This window comes from Marinobacter sp. F4216, assembly GCF_019931195.1.
Lineage (GTDB): Bacteria > Pseudomonadota > Gammaproteobacteria > Pseudomonadales > Oleiphilaceae > Marinobacter > Marinobacter suaedae.
Genome location: NZ_JAIOUO010000009.1, coordinates 170,908 through 190,334 on the forward strand (window position 1 = coordinate 170,908; position 19,427 = coordinate 190,334).

The 19,427-nt window shown below is 58.5% G+C and carries 19 protein-coding genes; 11 read left to right on the forward strand and 8 right to left on the reverse strand.

What is annotated here, in order from left to right:
* Nucleotides 1-68 precede the first annotated feature (68 nt).
* Both mrcB and K8I84_RS16755 read left to right on the forward strand, forming a co-directional pair.
* Entirely contained in the window at nt 69-2,390 is a 2,322-nt protein-coding gene (gene mrcB / locus K8I84_RS16750; protein ID WP_223795916.1) for a penicillin-binding protein 1B, read from the forward strand.
* Entirely contained in the window at nt 2,387-2,971 is a 585-nt protein-coding gene (locus K8I84_RS16755; RefSeq protein WP_223795917.1) for a tetratricopeptide repeat protein, read from the forward strand. The genes mrcB and K8I84_RS16755 overlap by 4 nt, the downstream gene beginning before the upstream one ends.
* A gap of 61 nt (nt 2,972-3,032) precedes the next feature.
* On the opposite strand, the gene K8I84_RS16760 is transcribed toward K8I84_RS16755, so the two are convergent.
* Nucleotides 3,033-3,944, reverse strand: a complete 912-nt coding sequence (locus K8I84_RS16760; RefSeq protein WP_223795918.1) for a DUF4382 domain-containing protein — start codon at nt 3,942-3,944, stop codon at nt 3,033-3,035.
* Nucleotides 3,945-4,147: 203 nt separating this feature from the next.
* On the opposite strand from K8I84_RS16760, the gene K8I84_RS16765 reads away from it, so the two are divergent.
* The 4 genes from K8I84_RS16765 to K8I84_RS16780 all read left to right on the forward strand — a co-directional run bounded on the left by K8I84_RS16765 (nt 4,148) and on the right by K8I84_RS16780 (nt 7,375).
* Nucleotides 4,148-4,735: an RNA polymerase sigma factor gene (locus K8I84_RS16765; protein WP_223795919.1), complete on the forward strand. Its 588-nt coding sequence runs from the start codon at nt 4,148-4,150 to the stop codon at nt 4,733-4,735.
* 10 nt (nt 4,736-4,745) lie between these two features.
* Entirely contained in the window at nt 4,746-5,450 is a 705-nt protein-coding gene (locus tag K8I84_RS16770; protein ID WP_223795920.1) for an anti-sigma factor family protein, read from the forward strand.
* Nucleotides 5,447-5,872: a hypothetical protein gene (locus tag K8I84_RS16775; RefSeq protein ID WP_223795921.1), complete on the forward strand. Its 426-nt coding sequence runs from the start codon at nt 5,447-5,449 to the stop codon at nt 5,870-5,872. The genes K8I84_RS16770 and K8I84_RS16775 overlap by 4 nt, the downstream gene beginning before the upstream one ends.
* Nucleotides 5,873-6,028: 156 nt before the next feature.
* Nucleotides 6,029-7,375 carry a tetratricopeptide repeat protein gene (locus K8I84_RS16780; RefSeq protein ID WP_223795922.1) on the forward strand — a complete coding sequence of 449 codons (1,347 nt, stop codon included), beginning with the start codon at nt 6,029-6,031 and terminating at the stop codon, nt 7,373-7,375.
* A 67-nt stretch (nt 7,376-7,442) separates the two neighbouring features.
* On the opposite strand, the gene hemL is transcribed toward K8I84_RS16780, so the two are convergent.
* The 5 genes from hemL to K8I84_RS16805 are packed head-to-tail and all read right to left on the reverse strand — an operon-like array spanning nt 7,443 to nt 12,404.
* A complete protein-coding gene (gene hemL / locus K8I84_RS16785) occupies nt 7,443-8,723 on the reverse strand; it encodes a glutamate-1-semialdehyde 2,1-aminomutase (protein WP_223795923.1) in 1,281 nt (426 codons plus the stop codon).
* A gap of 14 nt (nt 8,724-8,737) precedes the next feature.
* The gene (thiE, locus tag K8I84_RS16790) at nt 8,738-9,418 is read right to left on the reverse strand and encodes a thiamine phosphate synthase (RefSeq protein ID WP_411722693.1); all 681 of its coding nucleotides are present in this window, start codon (nt 9,416-9,418) and stop codon (nt 8,738-8,740) included.
* Nucleotides 9,406-10,164 carry a hydroxymethylpyrimidine/phosphomethylpyrimidine kinase gene (locus tag K8I84_RS16795; RefSeq protein WP_223795935.1) on the reverse strand — a complete coding sequence of 253 codons (759 nt, stop codon included), beginning with the start codon at nt 10,162-10,164 and terminating at the stop codon, nt 9,406-9,408. Before K8I84_RS16795 ends, thiE begins: the two co-directional genes overlap by 13 nt.
* A 41-nt stretch (nt 10,165-10,205) precedes the next feature.
* The gene (hemJ, locus tag K8I84_RS16800) at nt 10,206-10,628 is read right to left on the reverse strand and encodes a protoporphyrinogen oxidase HemJ (protein WP_223795925.1); all 423 of its coding nucleotides are present in this window, start codon (nt 10,626-10,628) and stop codon (nt 10,206-10,208) included.
* Nucleotides 10,629-10,631: 3 nt separating this feature from the next.
* Nucleotides 10,632-12,404, reverse strand: a complete 1,773-nt coding sequence (locus K8I84_RS16805) for a chloride channel protein (RefSeq protein ID WP_223795936.1) — start codon at nt 12,402-12,404, stop codon at nt 10,632-10,634.
* 150 nt (nt 12,405-12,554) lie between these two features.
* Between K8I84_RS16805 and argC the strand changes: the two genes are divergently transcribed.
* The 4 genes from argC to erpA all read left to right on the forward strand — a co-directional run bounded on the left by argC (nt 12,555) and on the right by erpA (nt 15,234).
* Nucleotides 12,555-13,592, forward strand: coding sequence for an N-acetyl-gamma-glutamyl-phosphate reductase (gene argC / locus K8I84_RS16810; RefSeq protein WP_223795926.1), 1,038 nt, complete (start codon nt 12,555-12,557; stop codon nt 13,590-13,592).
* A gap of 8 nt (nt 13,593-13,600) precedes the next feature.
* On the forward strand, nt 13,601-14,341 hold the full coding sequence (locus K8I84_RS16815; RefSeq protein WP_223795927.1) for a DUF6776 family protein: 741 nt from the start codon (nt 13,601-13,603) through the stop codon (nt 14,339-14,341).
* Nucleotide 14,342: 1 nt separating this feature from the next.
* On the forward strand, nt 14,343-14,816 hold the full coding sequence (locus K8I84_RS16820) for a polymer-forming cytoskeletal protein (RefSeq protein ID WP_223795928.1): 474 nt from the start codon (nt 14,343-14,345) through the stop codon (nt 14,814-14,816).
* A gap of 85 nt (nt 14,817-14,901) precedes the next feature.
* Nucleotides 14,902-15,234 (forward strand): iron-sulfur cluster insertion protein ErpA, encoded by a 333-nt coding sequence (gene erpA / locus K8I84_RS16825; RefSeq protein WP_223795937.1) that lies wholly within the window; start codon nt 14,902-14,904, stop codon nt 15,232-15,234.
* Between the two features lie 72 nt (nt 15,235-15,306).
* Here the strand turns inward: erpA and K8I84_RS16830 are convergent, their stop codons facing one another.
* A complete protein-coding gene (locus K8I84_RS16830; protein ID WP_223795929.1) occupies nt 15,307-16,404 on the reverse strand; it encodes an anhydro-N-acetylmuramic acid kinase in 1,098 nt (365 codons plus the stop codon).
* Nucleotides 16,405-16,409: 5 nt separating this feature from the next.
* Entirely contained in the window at nt 16,410-17,813 is a 1,404-nt protein-coding gene (locus K8I84_RS16835) for an OapA family protein (RefSeq protein ID WP_223795930.1), read from the reverse strand.
* Nucleotides 17,814-18,118: 305 nt separating this feature from the next.
* Between K8I84_RS16835 and tyrS the strand changes: the two genes are divergently transcribed.
* Nucleotides 18,119-19,321 carry a tyrosine--tRNA ligase gene (gene tyrS, locus K8I84_RS16840; RefSeq protein WP_223795931.1) on the forward strand — a complete coding sequence of 401 codons (1,203 nt, stop codon included), beginning with the start codon at nt 18,119-18,121 and terminating at the stop codon, nt 19,319-19,321.
* Nucleotides 19,322-19,427: the final 106 nt, after the last annotated feature.

A 19,427-nucleotide genomic window follows, 5' to 3' on the forward strand; every position in this document is an offset into this window, starting at 1 on the left:
GCCGGATTACAGAAATAACACATACTTGGCCTGCCTTCGTCACAATCCCATTCGGTATAATGCCGGCCATGAAAAAGTCGACCGCACCCTCCGGAAAAAAACGCAAATCCCCGAAAAAATCACCAAAAAACCAGCGTCGTCCCTGGTTCTGGCGAACGTTTTTGCGTCTGGCCATTTTTGGCACGGTGCTGCTCGCCTGCTGGATGGTCTACCTGGATGCCGTGGTGACGTCCCGTTTTGAGGGGCGGCGCTTCGAAGTGCCCTCACGGGTATACGCTCGTCCGCTGGAACTGTATGAGGGAGCCAGTGTCAGTGCCGGTGCCCTGGAGCGCGAGTTGAAGCTGTCGGGCTTTCGCAAGGGCGATGGATCCAGATCGGGCAGTTACCAGCGCAATGGTGGCCGGTTTGTGATCAGTACCCGGGGCTTCAAGTTTCCGGATGGCGCAGAGCCCAAGCGCCAGTTGGCGCTCAGTATCTACGGTGACCGGGTCGAGAAATTTTCCGTCATGCGGGGGGATCAGTCCCCGATTGTGCGGCTGGAACCGGCCCAGATCGGCGGCATCTACCCGGCCCACAAGGAAGATCGGGTCCTCGTGCAACTGCAGGATGTCCCCGAGCTACTGACGGCCACGTTGCTGACCATTGAGGATCGCAATTTCTACGATCACTTCGGTATCGCGCCCATGTCCATCGCCCGGGCCATGCTGGCGAACATCCGGGCTGGCAGGGTGGTCCAGGGCGGCAGTACCCTGACGCAGCAGCTGGTGAAAAACTTTTACCTGACCCGGGAGCAGACCCTGCTGCGCAAGGGCAATGAAGCACTGATGTCGATCCTGCTGGAGCTGCATTATGAGAAGGACGACATTCTCGAAACTTACCTCAACGAAGTGTATCTCGGGCAGGCTGGCACCCGGAGCATCAACGGTTTTGGTCTGGCCAGTCAGTTCTTCTTTGGCGAACGGCTGCAGGACTTGCAGGTACATCAGATCGCCCTGCTGGTCGGGATGGTCAAAGGACCCAGTTATTACAACCCCCGCCGGCACCCGGAACGGGCGACCAGTCGCCGGAATCTGGTGATTTCGGAAATGGAGGATGCGGAGCTGATCGATGCGGTCACTGCGGCGCGGGCGCGGGGCATGCCGCTTGGCGTCAGTGAGCGGCCGTCGTATTCCGAAAACCGTTATCCGGCTTACATTGACCTGGTGCGTCGCCACTTGGCGCGGGATTATCGGGAAGAGGATCTGCGCAGCGAGGGGCTCCGGATTTTTACCACCCTGAATCCGGCCATCCAGTACGCAGCCGAGTATGCTGTTACCGATACCTTGCCCCGGCTCGCGAATGCAAACGAGTTGGAAGCCGCCCTGGTGGTCACCGCCAAGGACAGCGGCGAGGTGCTGGCCCTGGTGGGTGGGCGTGATCCGCAGTTTGCCGGTTTCAACCGGGCGCTGGATGCCAACCGGCTGATCGGTTCCCTGATCAAGCCGTTCATTTATCTGGCTGCGCTGGAACACCCGGAGCGCTACACCCTGATCAGCCCGGTGCAGGACAAGTCCTTTGCGCTGGAATTCGAAGACGGCCGCCGCTGGGAACCGAAGAACTATGACGGCAAAGAGCGTGGCGCGGTCCCCCTGCACGAAGCGCTGTCCCGCTCTTATAACCTGCCGGCGGTGAGGGTAGGGCTGGATGTCGGGGTTCGTGAGGTGCGTGAGATCCTGCAGGACTTTGGGGTGGGATCCGACATACCCGAGTACCCGTCCATGTTGCTGGGCGCTGTTTCCATGAGTCCGGTGACTGTGGCTCAGATGTATCAAGGGCTCGCCACCTCGGGATTCAACACGCCACTGCGTACCATACGGGAAGTGACTGATGCACAGGGCAACGCGCTTAGCCGGTACAATCTCGCCGTTGATCAGGTGGCGGATCCGGCGGCGGTGCACCTGTTGCAGTATGCCATGCAGGAAACCATGCGCGAGGGGACCGGGCGCTCGGCCTACTATAGTGTGCCCAAAGAGTTGGCTCTGGCAGGCAAGACCGGAACCACAGACGATGGCCGGGACTCCTGGTTCGCAGGGTTCAGTGGTGATCTGCTGGCGGTCGCCTGGGTAGGGCGTGACGATAACGGCGCGACTTCACTGACTGGTGCCAGTGGTGCCTTGCCCGTCTGGTCACGGTTTATGGCGCAGGTGCCCCAGCACGGCTTTTCGCCGGTGATGCCGGATGGGGTGAAATATCACTGGGTCAACGGAGACCGGCAGGCACTGACCGACGAATACTGCGACAATGCCCGGCTGGTGCCATTCATAACTGGCAGTGAGCCTACCCAGGAGGTTTCCTGTTCAGGCGTACTTCAGAGACGAATCAAAGGTTGGTTTGAAGGATTGTTTCAATGATTAGGAAACACGTTTCAGGGCTTCCAGTAGCCATTGCCATGCTGGTGCTGGCGGGCTGTGCCTCAGCTCCGGGAGAGTCGATTTACGTGCCGGTAGGCGGGCAGCCGGGTCAGGCTCCGGAACCACCCCGAACTGAACAGCGCACCGAGACCGCTCCGGTTTACCGGAAAAGCGAGCAGCCGACGATGGTTGAGCCTTCGGAGCCCGTGGACCGGACGCCGCGCAGCAGCGGGCCCAGCTATCGGGATTCCGGTGAGCAGATGTCCCCGGCGGCTCTGAGTCTGGTGCGGGAAGCCGATGCCTTGCTGGCCCAGGGTAACGTGCCTGCGGCGCTGGGGCGCCTGGAACGCGCCCAGCGGATTTCGCCGCGCTCGGCTGCGGTTTACTACAAGTTGTCCCAGGCCTATGTGGTGAGTGAGCAGTTGGGAACCGCAGAGCAGTTTGCCCTCAAAGGGCTGTCGGTGTCTGGCAGCGACGCGAGAATGCAGCGTGCCGGCTGGCTGTTGCTGGCGGATATTCGCCGGGCAAGAGGGAATGTGGCGGGGGCAGATCAGGCCGAGGAAAGGGCCTCGGCGCTTTGACCGTCGAGCTAAATCGGATATGAAAACCCCGCTCATTGCGGGGTTTTTCTTGCCTGTTGGCTCAGGGGGCCAGTGGGATGGTCTCTGCCTTGGTCTCCGTGTTTGCTACGACGGTAACCGTCTGGGTACCGAGGAACTCCAGTTCTTCCGTGGTGCCGTTGTCATCCAGCTGGCAGCTGTAGCTCACCGTATACTGACCTTCCGTCAGGAAGGCCGCAGTGTACTCGTACAAACTGTTTTGGTTCGGGTTTGACACAGGGATGGTCATCAGCGGGCCACTATCTTCCAGATTTACGTTCAGATCTGTTGGTGCAATGTCTGCGCCCTGATAAACATAGACTGCGCCCTCATAATCCTCTGAACAGCCGCCCGGTTCCTGAAGGATTGTGCCATAATCGACCAGTCCGGAAATCGAGCCAACTTCCAAGTTGTTAACCAGTCTCAGGGAGGGCTTGAGCAGGTAATCCGCCAGGGACTGTCCTTCCGGATCTACGATGGACTCCTGAACGTTGAAGTCGATGGTGAAGTCGGTTGTGGTGTCCGCCGCAACCACCATCTCACCCTTCAGCTTCAGGCCACTTTGTTCGCCGGAGGGTACCGCCAGAGTCTTGGGAACATCAGGCGCGCTGGCCAGGTTCACAAAGGACTGTGACGTATCGATGAGCAGGCGGACTTCGCTGTAGGGACCGGCGGGAATCTCTTCGTCGGTGATCAGCGGCTCACTCAGGCCACCCTGCAGTTCCAGCAGGTTCCAGGTTTTGTTCTGCGGGAAATCGAACTCAATCCATTTGCCACCTTCAGGCTTCAGCGCCATTCCGGTAAAGGCGATGGTGACGTTGGAAAACTTCAGGGCCGGTGCGTCGGTCAGGCCGATGGACACAGTCCCTGTGCTGCCGGTGTCATTGCCGCCACCACACGCGGCGATACCTGCTGCCAGCGCTGAAACGGTGAAAACGCGGATGATACGGTTCATAAAACCCCCTTGGGCAGTTGCTGTTATGTAAATCAATGTCAAACGTGGACGCTATCCTAACGCTGGTACCCCCCAAAAAGTTCTGTCCGTTTTGTTAACCTTTCCTCATAAACGACCATAAAAAAGGAACAATCAGGTCAGCGTCAGCTCCCTTGGTATAAACTGCTTGGCTGTAAAGAAACGACTTTCAGGTAGTAGCGGTTTTGTCCCTTATTCCTTTCAGGCAGTCCAAATCCCGCCGTTTCGAGCTCTTGATCCAGCCTCATCTGGATGTGCTCTATCGGTTCGCCTATCGACTCGCAGGCCAGCAGCAGGACGCGGAAGATCTGGTGCAGGACGTGATCGTCAAACTGTATCCCCGCCTCGACGAACTCGAAGCGGTGGAGCAATTGCGTCCGTGGCTCAATCGCGTCCTTTATCGTCATTTCATCGATCAGGTCCGCCGCAAATCCCGCCAGGGCGATATGCCGCTGAGCGAACTCGTCGAGGCGGACGCCCAGGCCGACTGGTTGGACAGTCTTGAATCGGACCAGGTGGGGCCGGACCTCCTGCTGGAGCAGTCGCGCCTGGGACCTGCGCTGGATCGGGTCATTGCGACCCTGCCGCCGGACCAGCGCGCACTGGTTCTGCTCCACGACGTCGATGGCTGGCGACAGGAAGATATCGCCGATGTGCTTGATATCCCCCTCGGTACCGTGAAATCCCGTTTGCATCGCTGCCGAGCGGCACTCAGAAAAAAAATTCAAAGGGAACTGGAACCTATTCCTCAGACAGAGCGTGTGGGGAAGTGAGGAGAACATTATGACGTGTCGGGAAATACGCGTGAGCCTCGGTGCTTACATGAACAATGAGCTGCCAGCTGAGCGCAACAAGATTGTTGCCCAGCACCTGCGTGGCTGCGCTTCCTGCCAGTCTCTGATCGAGTCTGAACAAACCCTCAGGGACATGCTCCAGCACCGCCAGCAGATTCCACCGGCCTCGGCAGGCTTTGAAACACGGGTGCTGGCGGCGGCCACCAAGCAGTCCCAGGTTGCCTCCGGAAACTGGAGCCATCGTGTGATTGGGGGCGCGATTGCAGCAGCCCTGGCGATGGGGGTTTCCCTCGGTGTGTTCATGGGCGGTAACCAGGGCGAGCCTGACGGCGTAGGCGTCGCGGATTCGCAAGCGATTCAGGCCAGTCAGCCCGATGATGTCCAGGCTGTGTATAATGACCCGGTCGAACAAACGGTTCGCCTGGCCTTCCATTCCGGCGAGCCCCTGGAGAACGTCACTCTTACCATTCAGTTGCCGCCCAATGTGGAACTCGCATCCTGGCCTGGTCGTCAGGAGTTGAGCTGGCAGGTGAGTCTGGATGCGGGCGATAACGTTCTGGCGTTGCCGTTGAAGGTTCTGTTCCCGGGTACCGGTGAACTGGTGGCCAAACTGGATACCGGCGAACGCCAAAAAATTTTCCGGGGAGCGATCCCCAAGTACCAACCTGCTGTTGAGGAGGTACCTGCGTCGTGAAACGCTTAGGCCCAGCATTGACGTTGATGCTGCCGGTTTTGACTCTGATTGTCGGGCTGATGGCATCGACTGTGAGTCAGGCCGCGGATGATCTGGATGTAACGATGCGAATGGTCCTGGATGATTCGGACCTGACGAATTCGGTCGTGCAGGAAATCGAGCTGCCCCGGGCGGTGCCGTCGGTTCCTTCTACGGGCCGCGACAACGCCAATGAGCGTGCCGTCAAGGGCATGGATCAACGGGATGCCGCTCACGCAGCCGCGCGGGATGCCCGTAACGTGACCGGCCGCAAGGATAGTATTGAGCGTCCTGAAGACGCTCGTCCCGATGACGCCATTGAGGCCAGACGGGACGCACAGCAAGATCTGTCCCAGGACCGTCCAGACGCTTCCGCGAACCGGCCTCAGACGCCAACGCTCTGAAAAATCACGCCCCAGTCAGGCCGGTGAACAGTATCGCTTCGGCCTGTATTGCGCTTTTCTTGATGGCCCCATTCTTATACTCTTCGGTAATGTAGGGCGGAATGTCGGTTCATTTTTACTGATGTTTCGGTGTCGTATCTGAACCGGAGAAGGCTCTTGCTGGTTAATCGGCTGATTTTGGGCAGCTGGCTGTTTGCTCTTGCCTCCAGCGCCGTACTTGCGGACGACTCGAACACTCCGGCTGACGCCTTCAAGCAGGGAGTGAGGAACTTCCAATCGGGAGATCTGAACGAGGCTCGTCGCGCCTTTGAAAGCGCCCGAACCGGTGGCCTTGAATCCGCCCCCCTGCTCTACAATCTGGGGGTTGTTTATTACCGCCTCGCCGATTATTCCTTAGCTGAAGAAACATTTCGCGCTCTGCTCGACACCAAACATCGCCCCCTCGCCACCTACAACCTGGGCCTGGTTGCGCTGAAGCAGGGGGATACCACTGCTGCCCGCGCATGGTTCGAACAAACCCTGAACTCCCGGTCACCCGATCAGCTGCAAGCGATGGCGGATCTGCAATTACAGAAGCTGGGTCGGAGTGGGCTCAGCGATGGCTATACCCTTACCCCTCCCAATGCCTACCTGATCGCCGCGGGTGGCTATGACAGCAACATTGCCGGACTGCCTGACACCAGCGTAGCCAGTGAAGGTGGCGGATTTGCTGAACTGCTGGGTACCGGTTCGGTGGGACTGGCAGAGATTGGTTCCGGAGAGTTGCGCCTGGATGGCGTCGTCTACAGTCGGCGCTACCCCTCCGAGGCGGAGTTCAATACCTCCCTTATTGCCTCAGACGTGCTTTGGATTGTGCCCCATGGGTCGGGCACCCGGGGTGGGGGGGTGACCTTTAGTCAGTCCTGGTTCGACACCGACGTGTTTGAGCGGCGATACGGCCTGGAAGGCTTCCAGCAGTGGAGCAACTGTGACCAATTTCTGGGATTGTCCCGCTGTGGGGTGTCGCTTGCGGTCGCCCAGGTCGCCGGTGGCGAGGGCTTTGAAGCCTATGAGGGCCAGTGGTACAAGCTCAGGTTGACCGCACAGCGAGCGTTGGGTGTCTGGTATTGGCGAGGAGAGTACAGCTTCGAGCTGAACAACCGTGACGACTTCGTGGCCGGGGACGAGTTCTACAGTGTGTCCCCTCGGCGCCATGAGCTGGCACTGAGTCTCCGTTACCCGGTGAGTTCACAGCTGACAGCGGGTTGGTCCGGTGGCTACCGGTACAGCCGTTACCGGGATCCCCATCGCCTGCTTGAGACGGACGCACCTGTTGAGGAGGCTGCAGTGGTGGAACAGCAACGTGTCGACCGCTGGTTCGAAACGGGCCTGTTCGCTGAGCAGCGACTTTCCGATCGATGGCTGGTTCGGGCCGAGTGGGCGATTCAGGACAATAACAGCCGGATAGCTCGTTACGATTACCAGCGCCATACCTTCATGGCGTCCCTCGAAGCCAGCTTCTGACCCCGGCCCGCAGGCCGGGGGCTGTTGAGCGCCGGCATCGGGCCAGGCGCGCATCCGGAAGGTGTGCTTACAGGGTAGCCATCACCTTGCGAGCCGCGGCAATGGTGTGTTCGATGTCATCGTCGGTCAGTGCCGCGCTGGTGAAGCCTGCTTCGAACGCTGAGGGTGCCAGGTAGACGCCTTCCTTCAGCATGCCCTGGAAGAATTGTTTGAAGCGCTCCACATCGCACGCCATCACCTGATCAAACCGGGTCACTGACGGTTCGTCGGTAAAGAAGAAACCGAACATGGCACCGGCGCCCTGCACGGTGAGCGGGATGCCGGCCTCATCAGCGGCAGCCTTGATGCCATCACGGACCGCGTTGGTTTTTTCGGTCAGGCGGTCGTGGAAGCCAGGCTCGGAAATAGCGTTGAGCGTCGCCAGGCCCGCGCGCATCGCCAGCGGGTTACCGCTCAATGTGCCGGCCTGATAGACTGGGCCAAGTGGCGCGATGTGCTCCATGATCTCGCGCTTGCCGCCAAAGGCGCCGACCGGCAGGCCACCACCGATGACTTTTCCGAGGGCGGTCAGATCGGGCGTTACGCCGTAATAGCCCTGAGCGCCGCCCAGGGACACCCGGAATCCGGTCATGACTTCGTCAAAGATGAGTACCGTACCGTGCTCGTCGCATACTTCGCGCAGACCCTCCAGGAAACCGGGTACTGGCGGGATGCAGTTCATGTTGCCGGCTACCGGTTCAACGATAATGGCGGCAATCTGATCGCCCATTTGGGCGAAGGTTTCCCGGACGCCGTCGATGTCGTTGAAGTTCAGAGTCAGGGTGTGCTCGGCCAGGCTGGCCGGGATACCGGGTGAGTTGGGAACACCCAGCGTCAGGGCGCCGGAGCCGGCTTTCACCAGCAGGGAATCCACGTGCCCGTGGTAGCAACCCTCAAACTTCACTATCTTGTCGCGACCGGTGTAGCCGCGGGCCAGGCGAATTGCGCTCATGGTCGCTTCCGTGCCGGAGTTGACCATGCGCACCAGATCGATGGATGGCACCAGTTCGCAGACCTTCTGGGCCATATCGGTTTCGATGGCGGTTGGGGCTCCGTAGCCAATGCCCATATCGACCTGGGCGTGCAGGGCTTCCTTGATCCGAGGATCGGCATGCCCGAGGATCATCGGACCCCAGGACCCGATGTAGTCAATGTAGCGACGGTCGTCCTCGTCGAACAGGTAGGCACCTTCCGCGTGCTTGAAGAAAATTGGGGTGCCGCCCACGCCTCGAAAAGCCCGGACCGGGGAATTCACCCCGCCAGGAATGTATTTTTGGGCTTCCGTGAACAGCGTTTCGGAATGTGTCATGGGTGTTTTTCCTGTTATCTGGGTAATGAAAAAAGAGGATGATGTTGTTCAAACAGCCGGGAGAACTCCTTCGCCCGCTGCTCGATGTCGTCGATAGAACCACCGAACAGGCCGCCAATCACCGCCAGCAGATCAGCGCCGGCCTGAATCAGCGGCGTACCATTGTCGATGGTGATGCCACCGATGGCGGAGACCGGACGACCGAATGCTTTTGCCTTGGTCAGAACCGAGGCCCGTGCGGCCGAGGCGTCCGGTTTGGTTCCGGATGGGAAAAAACGGCCAAAGGCCAGATAGTCCGCGCCCGCTACGCAAGCGTTGGCGGCCAGCTCCAGTTCTGAATGGCAGGTCACCCCAATGATGGCTTGTTCACCAAGGATGCTCCGTGCCCGGGTGGCCGCCATGTCGCCCTGGCCGAGGTGAACACCGGCTGCTCCGCAGCGCCGAGCCAGGTCGGCATCGTCGTTGATCAGCAGTGGCACGCCGGCATTCCGGCACAGGGCCTGCAGATCCCGGGCTTGCCTGAGGCGTTCGGCCTCCGGCGCCTGCTTTTCACGGTATTGTATCAAAACCGCCCCACCGCGCAGTGCGGCTTCTACGGAGGCAAGCAGAGTATCCGGTGGGGTCAGGGTTGTGTCTGTCACGGCATACAGGCCGGGACGCAAGCCTTTGCTCATAGCCTTACTCACCGTTCCCAGGGAATACCCCGGTCCGGCACTGGCTGGCCTTTGCCCACTTCCAGTGCGTGCAGGATGGCCCGGTGCACGTAGTTCTGTGCCTGGGAGATGGCCGCCCGGGGTGACAGGCCGCAGGCGCGACCAGCGGCGATGGCGGCTGCCAGGGTGCAGCCGGTGCCGTGATAGACCCCACCCACGCGCTCGACTTCCCAGCTCATGGGTTCCGGGGCGTGGTTGAACAGGGTGTTGGTGATGTGGATTCCCGTGCCATGACCGCCGGTGGCGAGTACGGAGGAACAGCCTGCGTCCAGCAGCTTCCGGGCCGCCAGCTCGGGATTGGCATCATCGCCGAGAATCGCCAGCTCTTCCCCATTCGGAGTGATCATTTCGGCCAGCGGGAACAGGCGCTCCTTCATGGCCTTGACCAGTTCCGTGTCCGCCAGGTCGCCGCCGCCGGCGGCCTTGATCACCGGGTCGGTAATCACCGGCGCGTCTGGATAGTCTTTGAGGAAATCCACCAGCACATCGACAATGGCTGCGTTACCCAGCGCGCCGGTTTTCACAGCGTGGATCGGTGTATCGCCGACCAGGCATGTCAGCTGCCGCCGAATCAGCTCGGCGTCCACGGCCTCTGCCTCATACACATTAACGGTATCCTGGACGGTCAGGCAGGTGACGACTGGCAGTGGATGACAGCCGAGCGACGTGCAGGCCTGGATATCGGCCTGAATGCCGGCGCCGCCGGATGGATCCAGACCGGACAGGATCAGGACCTGGGGGCGATTGTGCAGTTTGATGGCGCGACTCCTCAGAACGGTTTGACGACGACCAGTATGACCACCGCGAGCAACACCAGTACCGGCAGTTCATTGAACCAGCGATAGAACACGTGACTGCGCTGATTCTGATCATCCCGGAACACTTTGACCAGATGGCCGCAATAGAAATGATAGGCAATCAGTAACGCCACAAGCAGCAGCTTGGCGTGCATCCACCCCTGGGAAACGTAACCCGACGGGTTGTAGCCGATCAGCCACAGGCCCAGAACCACGGTGGCAATCATGGATGGGGTGGTGATACCCCGATACAGTTTCCGCTCCATGATCTTGAACCGCTCGCGGCCTGCCGTGTCCTCGCAGTTGGCGTGGTACACGAACAGCCGGGGCAGGTAGAACAGGCCGGCGAACCAGCACACCATCGCGATAATATGAAAGGCCTTGACCCACAGCATGTATCAGCTCCGTCGGTATTGGTAGTAACTTTCGATGTCGGATTTCAGCACGATGCCGTAGATCCGCTGAATCATCGGTGCTACGTGCCTTTGCACGTACAGCGCCTCGGCGTTGGTGATGTCGAACTGGTGCAACGCTTCTTCCAGCGTGGCCTGGTACTGGACCGGGGCTACATCTCTTCGATTGGCCGGGATGTTCATCAGGTCGATGGATTCCAAGGGCGCCCGGTCGGCATGCTCCGGCTTCTCACTGTCCTCAAGGAAGCGTGCCAGGTCGACCGCAGGCAGCACCGACGTCGGGCCATTTTTACCCTCAACCACCAGCCACTTGGGCTCGGATTTCAGGGTTTCCCGGGCCTGCTCCGGACTGAGGTGCCGCTCGGTCCGCAAAATGTTCCGTTCCATAATCGCACCGACTGAAACCCGCCGCAGTGCCTGAATCACCGGGGAGTTCTGATAGCTGAGTCCCTGGCTCTTGAGAATGGTCAGAAACAGGGATTTCTTGCCGAACACTTCACTGGTCACCAGGGTGGCGGTGGTGATGATCAACATACCCGGCAGAATGATATTGGGGTTCCGGGTGAGTTCCATCAATGCCATCAGCGCGGCCAGGGGCGCCTGAAGCACCGCCCCCATCATTGCCCCCATGCCCAGCATGGCGTAAAAGCCGACCGACGAGGCTTGCTGCGGCGCGATCACGGCGCCGATCAGCCCCATCGCAGCCCCCAGTGTGGCCCCCATGAACAGGGTGGGGCCAATCACACCGCTGGGCATGCCCAGTCCAATGGTGAGCGAGGTGCTAAGGAGCTTGGCAATGCCGACGATCAGCAGGAACCAGAAACCAAGTTGACCATTGATGGTGTCGTTGACCGTGTCGTAGCCGATGCCCATGGTCTGCGGTACCACAAGCGCAAACGGCACCATGATCAACCCGGCCACTGCGATCCTGCCCAGTACCGGCCGCTTGTGAAAACGCCCCATGGTATCCACCAGGTGAATGAACAACGCGGCTGCCACGCCAATGACCAGGGCAATGGCCAGTATCCAGGGGATCTCCAGCAAAGAGTTCATAGTCAGGGCGGGAACGTTGAATGCCGGCTCCGGACCGTAGACCGCGTGGGTCACCACGGCAGCGCTTACGGCGGCCAGGATGATCGGGGTAAAGCCGGCGATGGTGTACTCCATCATCACCACTTCCATGGCAAAGATAACTCCGGAGATAGGCGTGTTGAAGGAGGCGGAAATGGCGGCAGCGCAGCCGCAGGCGACCAGGGTCCGGATGCTGTTGTTGGGCAGGCGCATCCACTGGCCCATCATGCTGGAAAACGTCGCACCAAGATGAACAGCCGGGCCCTCACGGCCGGAAGACTGACCGGTGACGACTGTCGCGACGCCCGAGACAAACTGCACCACCGCACTGCGAAAGGACATGTAGCCCTGGTGATAGTTCAGCCGTTCCATGACGTGAACAATCCCCACCTTGCGATCATTGATGGCCAGGCGATGAAGCATCAGGCCCAGCAACAGAGCGCCAGCCATTGGCAGCACACCACGGGTGAGCGGTGTCAGCTCCTCAAAGGATTCGGCACTTGCCCCAGGCAGAAAGTGCTCCAGTGGCCACTCTATGGCGAAGCGAAACACCAGGATCACCGCACCGGTAATGATGCCAGACAGCAGTCCCAGGACAGCCAGTTGGGGTAAGGCATCAACGCCGGAGAGACGGTTTCTGAAAGCCGTCGTCGCGTAGTCGGTTATATGTCGCCAGAATTTATGGATCAACGCAGAGATTCCGCTTGTTTACTGTGGGGTTACGGCATTTTCTGGCAACATTGTAACGGTAGGCTGGCGGGCTGCAATAAGTCATTGGTTTATCATGGTAGACTACGCCTCAATCAACACACTCAAACCGCGTCGCTGGAGTACAACGTGATAAAAGCAGGCATCGTAGGTGGAACAGGCTATACCGGAGTGGAATTGCTCCGGCTGCTGGCTACCCACCCGGAGGTTTCCGTCAGTTGCATTACCTCCCGTTCAGAAGCCGGTTTGCCGGTAGCCGATCTGTATCCGAATCTGCGGGGGCACTACGACCTGGCCTTTTCCGAGCCCGATGCCGACATGCTGAAGGCTTGCGATGTGGTATTTTTTGCCACCCCTCATGGTGTTGCCATGCGTATGGCGCCCGAACTGATCGCTGCCGGTGTACGGGTGGTGGACTTGTCGGCGGACTTCCGTCTAAAAGACCTTGAAGTCTGGGCCAACTGGTATGGCATGCCCCATGAAAGTGCTGAATGGGCGGACAAGGCGGTATATGGGCTGCCGGAAGTGGCGCGCGACGCCATTCGGGAGGCGCAGTTGGTGGCAAATCCGGGGTGTTACCCCACCGCTATCCAGCTGGGATTCCTGCCGCTGGTGGAGAACGATCTGGTGGATCCGGCTCGCCTGATTGCCGATGCGAAATCCGGGGCCAGTGGCGCCGGTCGTCAGGGCAAAGTCGGCATGTTGCACGGTGAAGTTGGTGAAAGCTTCAAGGCCTACGGCGCTTCCGGGCACCGGCACCTGCCCGAGATCCGGCAGGGGCTGTCAGAGGCGGCCGGGGTTTCCGTGGGAGTGACGTTTGTCCCGCACCTGGTTCCGATGATTCGCGGCATCGAGGCAACCCTGTATGCCGAGCTGAAGGATCCGACCGATTTTGGTCGTCTCCAGGATCTGTTTGAAGATCGCTTCCGCAATGAGCCGTTTGTCGATGTCATGCCTCAGGGCAGTCACCCGGAAACCCGCAGTGTGCGCGGAGCCAATCATTGCCGTATGGCTCTGCACCGGCAGGAGGACAGTAATATCGTGATCGTCTCCTCCGTGATCGACAATCTGGTGAAAGGGGCGGCCGGCCAGGCGGTTCAGAACATGAATATCATGTTCGGACTGACGGAAACCCAGGGGCTGGATGCCCCGGCGTTTCTGCCGTAGGGGGTTCTGTGGTCGACAAGCGTAAGCCGGAACAGGAATATGTGGTTGTTCGGCATCGTCCCGGGTATCGGGTGCGACGTACCCTGATACTGCTGACGTTCAGCCTGCTCGCGGGAGCGATCGGTTTCACCGTGGGCATGTCTCAGGGGGGCTTTCGGTTCTCTGCTGTGGCTGCCTCCAACGAGGTGCTGGCGGATGAACTGGAGACGCTTCAGGACAAGTATGCGGAAACTAGCCAGCAGCTGGCTAATCTGGATCGCGGACGGCTCATTGATAAACAGGCCCTCAACCGTGCCCGAACCACCATTGTTGAGCTCGAAACCCAGATCGCATCACTGAAATCCGATCTGACTTTCTATAAAAACATCATGGCCCCCTCCGAGACCAGCAAAGGTCTCCAGGTGGACAGCTTCACTCTGGCCAGCGACCCGCAGCCGGGTGCCTACGATTTCAAGCTGACACTGACCCAAGTGGGTAATAATAAAAGCTACATCGCAGGTGTGGTGGCAGTGAATGTCATCGGCCTGCGCGACGAAGAAAAAGAAGTCATCGCCTTGCGCGACCTGTCTCAGGATATCGAGGACCTCGGTGTGAAATTCCGCTTCCGTTATTTCCAGGATGTGGAGGGGTTGCTCGTGTTACCGGAAGGGTTTGAACCGCGTGAAGTGCAAGTAGTGGCGCGAGCTCAAAGTAAGAAATCCTCGCAGGCAGAACGAACTTTCGATTGGGATGACTTAACGGAGAATTAACATGCTTCGCAAGAAAAAGCAGAAACCCCGGCGTCCGGCTGGCAATTTTGACACGCTGATTTCTGCCAAGACCACGGTCGATGGCGACATCACTTTTTCCGGCGGCTTGCACGTTGACGGGCAAGTGCGCGGGAAAGTGGTGGCGGAAGAAGGCAGCGAAGCGGTGCTGCGTATTTCCGAGATTGGCGACATTGCCGGCGACATCGTGGCCCCGCACGTGATTATCAATGGCAAGGTCCACGGCGACGTTTATTCTTCCACTCATCTCGAGCTGGCAGAAAACGCCGTGATCAGCGGTAACGTCTATTACAACCTGATCGAGATGGCCATGGGCGCCTCGGTCAACGGCAATCTCGTGCATCAGCAGGAGCCGGTTGGATTGCTGACCGATGCCTCGAGCAAGCGTAAGGCTAACAAGGCACCTGAGGCCGAAGCAGCGCTCGCCGGTGCCGAGGATGGTGGTAAATCCGAATAGTTGATTGTTTTAGTCGGGAATACGATACTTTTCACCATTGTTCTAAACCATTCCGGAGGCAAAGTTGAGCGTTGTTCAGCAGCAAATGGCCGCACCACTTTTCTTCAGCGACAGTGCCGTTGCCAAGGTGCGGGAGCTGGTTGAGGAAGAGGAAAACCCGAAACTCAAGCTTCGGGTGTTTGTCACTGGCGGAGGCTGCTCCGGCTTCCAGTATGGCTTCTCATTCGATGAAGAGCAGGATGAGGAAGACACCGTGGTTGAGCGCGATGGTGTGAGTCTGCTGGTGGACCCGATGAGCTACCAGTATCTTGTAGGTGCCACCATCGAATATCAGGAAGGTCTGCAGGGCTCGCAGTTTGTGGTGCAAAACCCCAATGCCAGTGCCACCTGCGGGTGTGGCAGCTCGTTCTCGATCTGATCGTAACCCTGAAAGTAAAAAAGGAGAGCAAGAGCTCTCCTTTTTTTGTTTCTGCCCTTTTTATATCGGGTCTCAGGCCTGGTATATCGCCCCGAGGATGCGTTCACCTTTGGCTCCCGTAACGTCTGGAAGGTTTCCTGAGCGTCCGGATAGCGCCCGCTCGGCCAGCCACGCAAACGCGACCGGCTCAACCCACTGAGGATCGAGCCCCAATTCGCTGGTCAATGATACTTTGGTCGGTTGCAGCGCTTTAGCCAGTTCCGACATCAGTAGCGGGTTTTTCGTTCCTCCTCCACACACGTAAATCTGCGAGTTCGATGCATCCGGTAGCTGGCGGACAATGCTTTCAACAGTGAGTTGCAGAAGTGTGCGCTGTACATCCGCCGGGCCCAGGTCCTCATGCCGCTGGATCATTGTTTTCACCCAGCCCAGGTTGAAACGCTCCTTTCCAGTGCTCTTCGGCGCAGGCCGGGTAAAATAGGCATCGGACAACATGTCTTCCAACAGGCGTTTGTCTACCATGCCCTCTTGCGCCCAGTGGCCATCGGAGTCGTAGGGGAGGCCAAGTTGATTGTGGCACCATGCGTCAATCAGCGCATTGGCAGGGCCTGTGTCAAAACCGGTGATTGGTTGCTGACCAGTGCATGGAATCCAGGTGATGTTGGCAATGCCGCCTAGATTCAGGATGCATCGGTCCTGATCTGCTGAGCCAAAGAATGCCTTGTGAAACGCGGGGACCAAAGGTGCACCCTGACCACCGGCCGCTATATCCCGGCGCCTGAAGTCGGCAATGGTTGTAATACCGGTTTTTTCTGCAATTACCGCCGGATTGCCGATCTGGATGGAGAACGGTGCGAAGCCATCGGGTTGATGGCGGATAGTCTGGCCATGGCTGCCTATGGCGCGAATCGACGGGCGGTCGATGCCCGATCGTTCGATCACTTGGTTGGCGGCGTCGGCAAACAGTGAGCCGATGATTGTATCGAGTTCTCCAACTTCATCCGGCGATCCCTGGTTCTGGCTAACTGCCAGAAGCCGGTGCCGGATGTTGTCGGGAAAACTGAGAGTTTGGGTTCCGTGAAGGTTCACGGTCGGGCCATCAAAGGACACCAGCACAGCGTCGATGCCGTCCATGCTGGTGCCCGACATCAGGCCGAGCCAAGCGTCCATGTCTATTACTCGTCGGTCGCGAGAGCGAGTTGCTGATAGTTCTCGCGGAAAGTTTCCAGTCGTGCCAGGTGCTGCTGGGTGTGTTCCTTGAAGCGAGCCAGTTCAGTCGCTGGTACCGGCTTCGCTTCCGGCAGCTTAACCCTGCGTGAGTTACGTGGCACACCGTTGACCCGGAACTCGTAATGCAGGTGCGGGCCGGTCACCATGCCGGAAGCGCCAACGTAACCAATGGTCTCGCCCTGCTTGACCCGGGCACCTTTCTTGATGCCTTTGCCCAGGCGGCTCATGTGGGCGTACAGGGTGGTAATGTTGTCGCCGTGCTGCAGAACAACGGTTCGGCCATAGCCACCTTTCCAGCCGGCAAACTGAACGCGCCCAACGCCTGCCGCTTTAATCGGCGTGCCGGTCGGGGCGCCGTAGTCGGTTCCCTCGTGGGGGCGAACCACGTTCAAGACCGGGTGACGACGCTGAAGGTTAAACGGCGAAGAAACCCGCGCGTTGATCGGTGTGCGCAGGAACGCCTTACGCATGCTCTTGCCGTCGGGAGCGTAGTAGTCGCTGTCTCCGTTGCTGTCGGTATACAGCAGCGCGACGTTTTCCTCGCCCTGGTTAATGAAGCGAGCGGAGAGGATGCGACCGTTCTCGAGTTTTTCACCATCAAGGAACAGTTCTTCATACACCACTTCAAACTGATCGCCCTGGCGAACGTCGTAAACAAAGTCGATGTTCCAGCCAAAAATACCGGCCAGTTCCATGGTCAATCGATCGTTCAGTCCGGCTTCCCGAGCGGCCAGGTAAAGGGAGCCGTCAATGGTGCCAGATGCGAACGCCTGCTGGACTTCCGGTTCGCGGATTACGCTTTTGCCCGAGTAGCCCTCGTCTGTTTTTTCAATCATCAGCGATTCAAGCTTGCTGCGCTGAAGCTCGACAGCCGCCAGCTCACCAACGGAATCCCGGGCAAAGCGGATGGTCTCCCCGGCGTACAGGCGCTGGAGTTCGTCGGCTTTGCCGTCACCATGAATGACCGACAGCATGATGCCGTCGTTGAGGCCGGCCTTCTTGAACAGGGAAGACAGGGTGTCCCCTGATTTGATTTTATAGGTTTGCCAGTCGAGTAGTGGCGCCGGGGGTGTCTCGGGCTCTGCCGGCTGGGCGGCGGTCTGTGTCACAGCGGCCTGCTGTTCCTGAGCGGGTGTCTGCGCGTCAACCGTGGCGACTTCCTCGGAATTCTTTGCGGTAGAAGCCTGTGCCGGGCCACTTACGGTCGCTGTTCCCTGATTCAGGTCGAGCGAGTAAGACATGCGTTTGGCCTCTACATCAGAGCTTGGGCTCATCAGCACAGCGGAAGTCACTAAAACCGTCGCTGTTGCGGCAATGGTAATGTGGGTCTTGGGAAACATATTAAACACGTATCGCACCCGTTTTAATCGGTATTCCGGCAGTTTAAATTGCCTATTTAAAGCTGTGGTTCAAGTGAGAAACCAACAGGTTACCGTATAAAATGCATGCGGGACAGCGTGGAACATTACGGTAACTGTTCCATCCTCCGGATTTCTTTAGACGGCGTTGCTATAATGTGCCGCCTTACCAGTTCAGTATTGTACAAAAACTGACCGAATGCACTTTAGCAGGAGTGTGGGTAACTCACAGATTTCTTTTGTAGAAGTCTGTAACCAAGCGATTCCAACTAGATCTAATTGGGGATGTGTTGTTCATGTCATCTATCGATGAGGCGTTGGCCGTAATCAAGCGCGGCGTTGACGAACTGATTCCGGAAGAAGGGCTGATTGAAAAGCTGAAGGAGGGGCGGCCGCTGCGCATCAAGGCTGGATTTGATCCCACGGCTCCGGACCTGCACCTCGGGCATACCGTCCTTATTAATAAGCTGCGTCAGTTTCAGGATCTTGGGCATGAGGTCATTTTTCTGATTGGCGATTTTACCGGGATGATCGGCGATCCCACCGGCAAGAGTGCGACTCGTCCGCCGTTGACTGAGCGGCAGGTTGCCGATAACGCCGTGAGCTATAAAGAGCAGGTGTTCAAGATTCTTGATCCGGCCAAGACGCGTGTGGTGTTCAATTCCGAGTGGATGGGTAAGATGAGCGCGGCCGACATGATCAAGCTGGCCGGACAGTATACGGTTGCCCGTATGCTCGAGCGTGACGATTTCACCAAGCGTTACAGGGCAGAGCAGTCCATCGCCATCCATGAGTTTCTCTACCCGCTGGTTCAGGGATACGATTCCGTCGCGCTGGAGGCCGATGTTGAGCTTGGCGGTACCGATCAGAAGTTTAATCTTCTGATGGGGCGTATCCTTCAGAAGCATTATGGCCAAACTCCACAGGCCATCCTCACCATGCCTATCCTTGAGGGGCTCGATGGTGTCCAGAAGATGTCGAAGTCGCTGGGTAACTATGTGGGTGTGAATGATGCCCCGGGAGAGATGTACACCAAGCTTCTCTCAATGCCCGATGAGCTGCTGTGGCGCTACTTTGAATTGCTGAGCTTGCGTCCCATGGATGAGGTTGAGGGTTTCCGTAAGGCGGTCGAGTCGGGCGCGAATCCCCAGGACTATAAAAAGCTCTTTGCGGAAGAAATTATTACCCGCTTCCACAGCGAAGAGGCGGCTAAGAATGCTCACAAGTCCGCCGGCAATCGCGTAGCGCATGGTGAGATTCCGGAAGACGTGCCAGCGGTTGAGGTTTCTCTCGATGGTCAGTCAGAAATTCCTATGGCGGCGGTTCTTCGTCTGGCAGGTCTGGTGAAAAACGGTGCGGCGGCACGTGATGTTCTTGGTCGTGGTGCTGTTTATGTCGACGGTCAGCAGTTTGAGGGTAATCGCCTCTTTAAAGAAGGCGATGAGTGTGTGATCCAGGCCGGCAAGAAGAAGATTGCTCGAGTTTTGATCACTGTATAGGTGTTTTCCGCCGGATTTGAGGTTTTCTCAAATCCGGCGTTGACAGTTTTCCTGAGGGCTGTAGAATGCGCCCCACTTCTGACGGACACGACGCCAAACGGGGTCG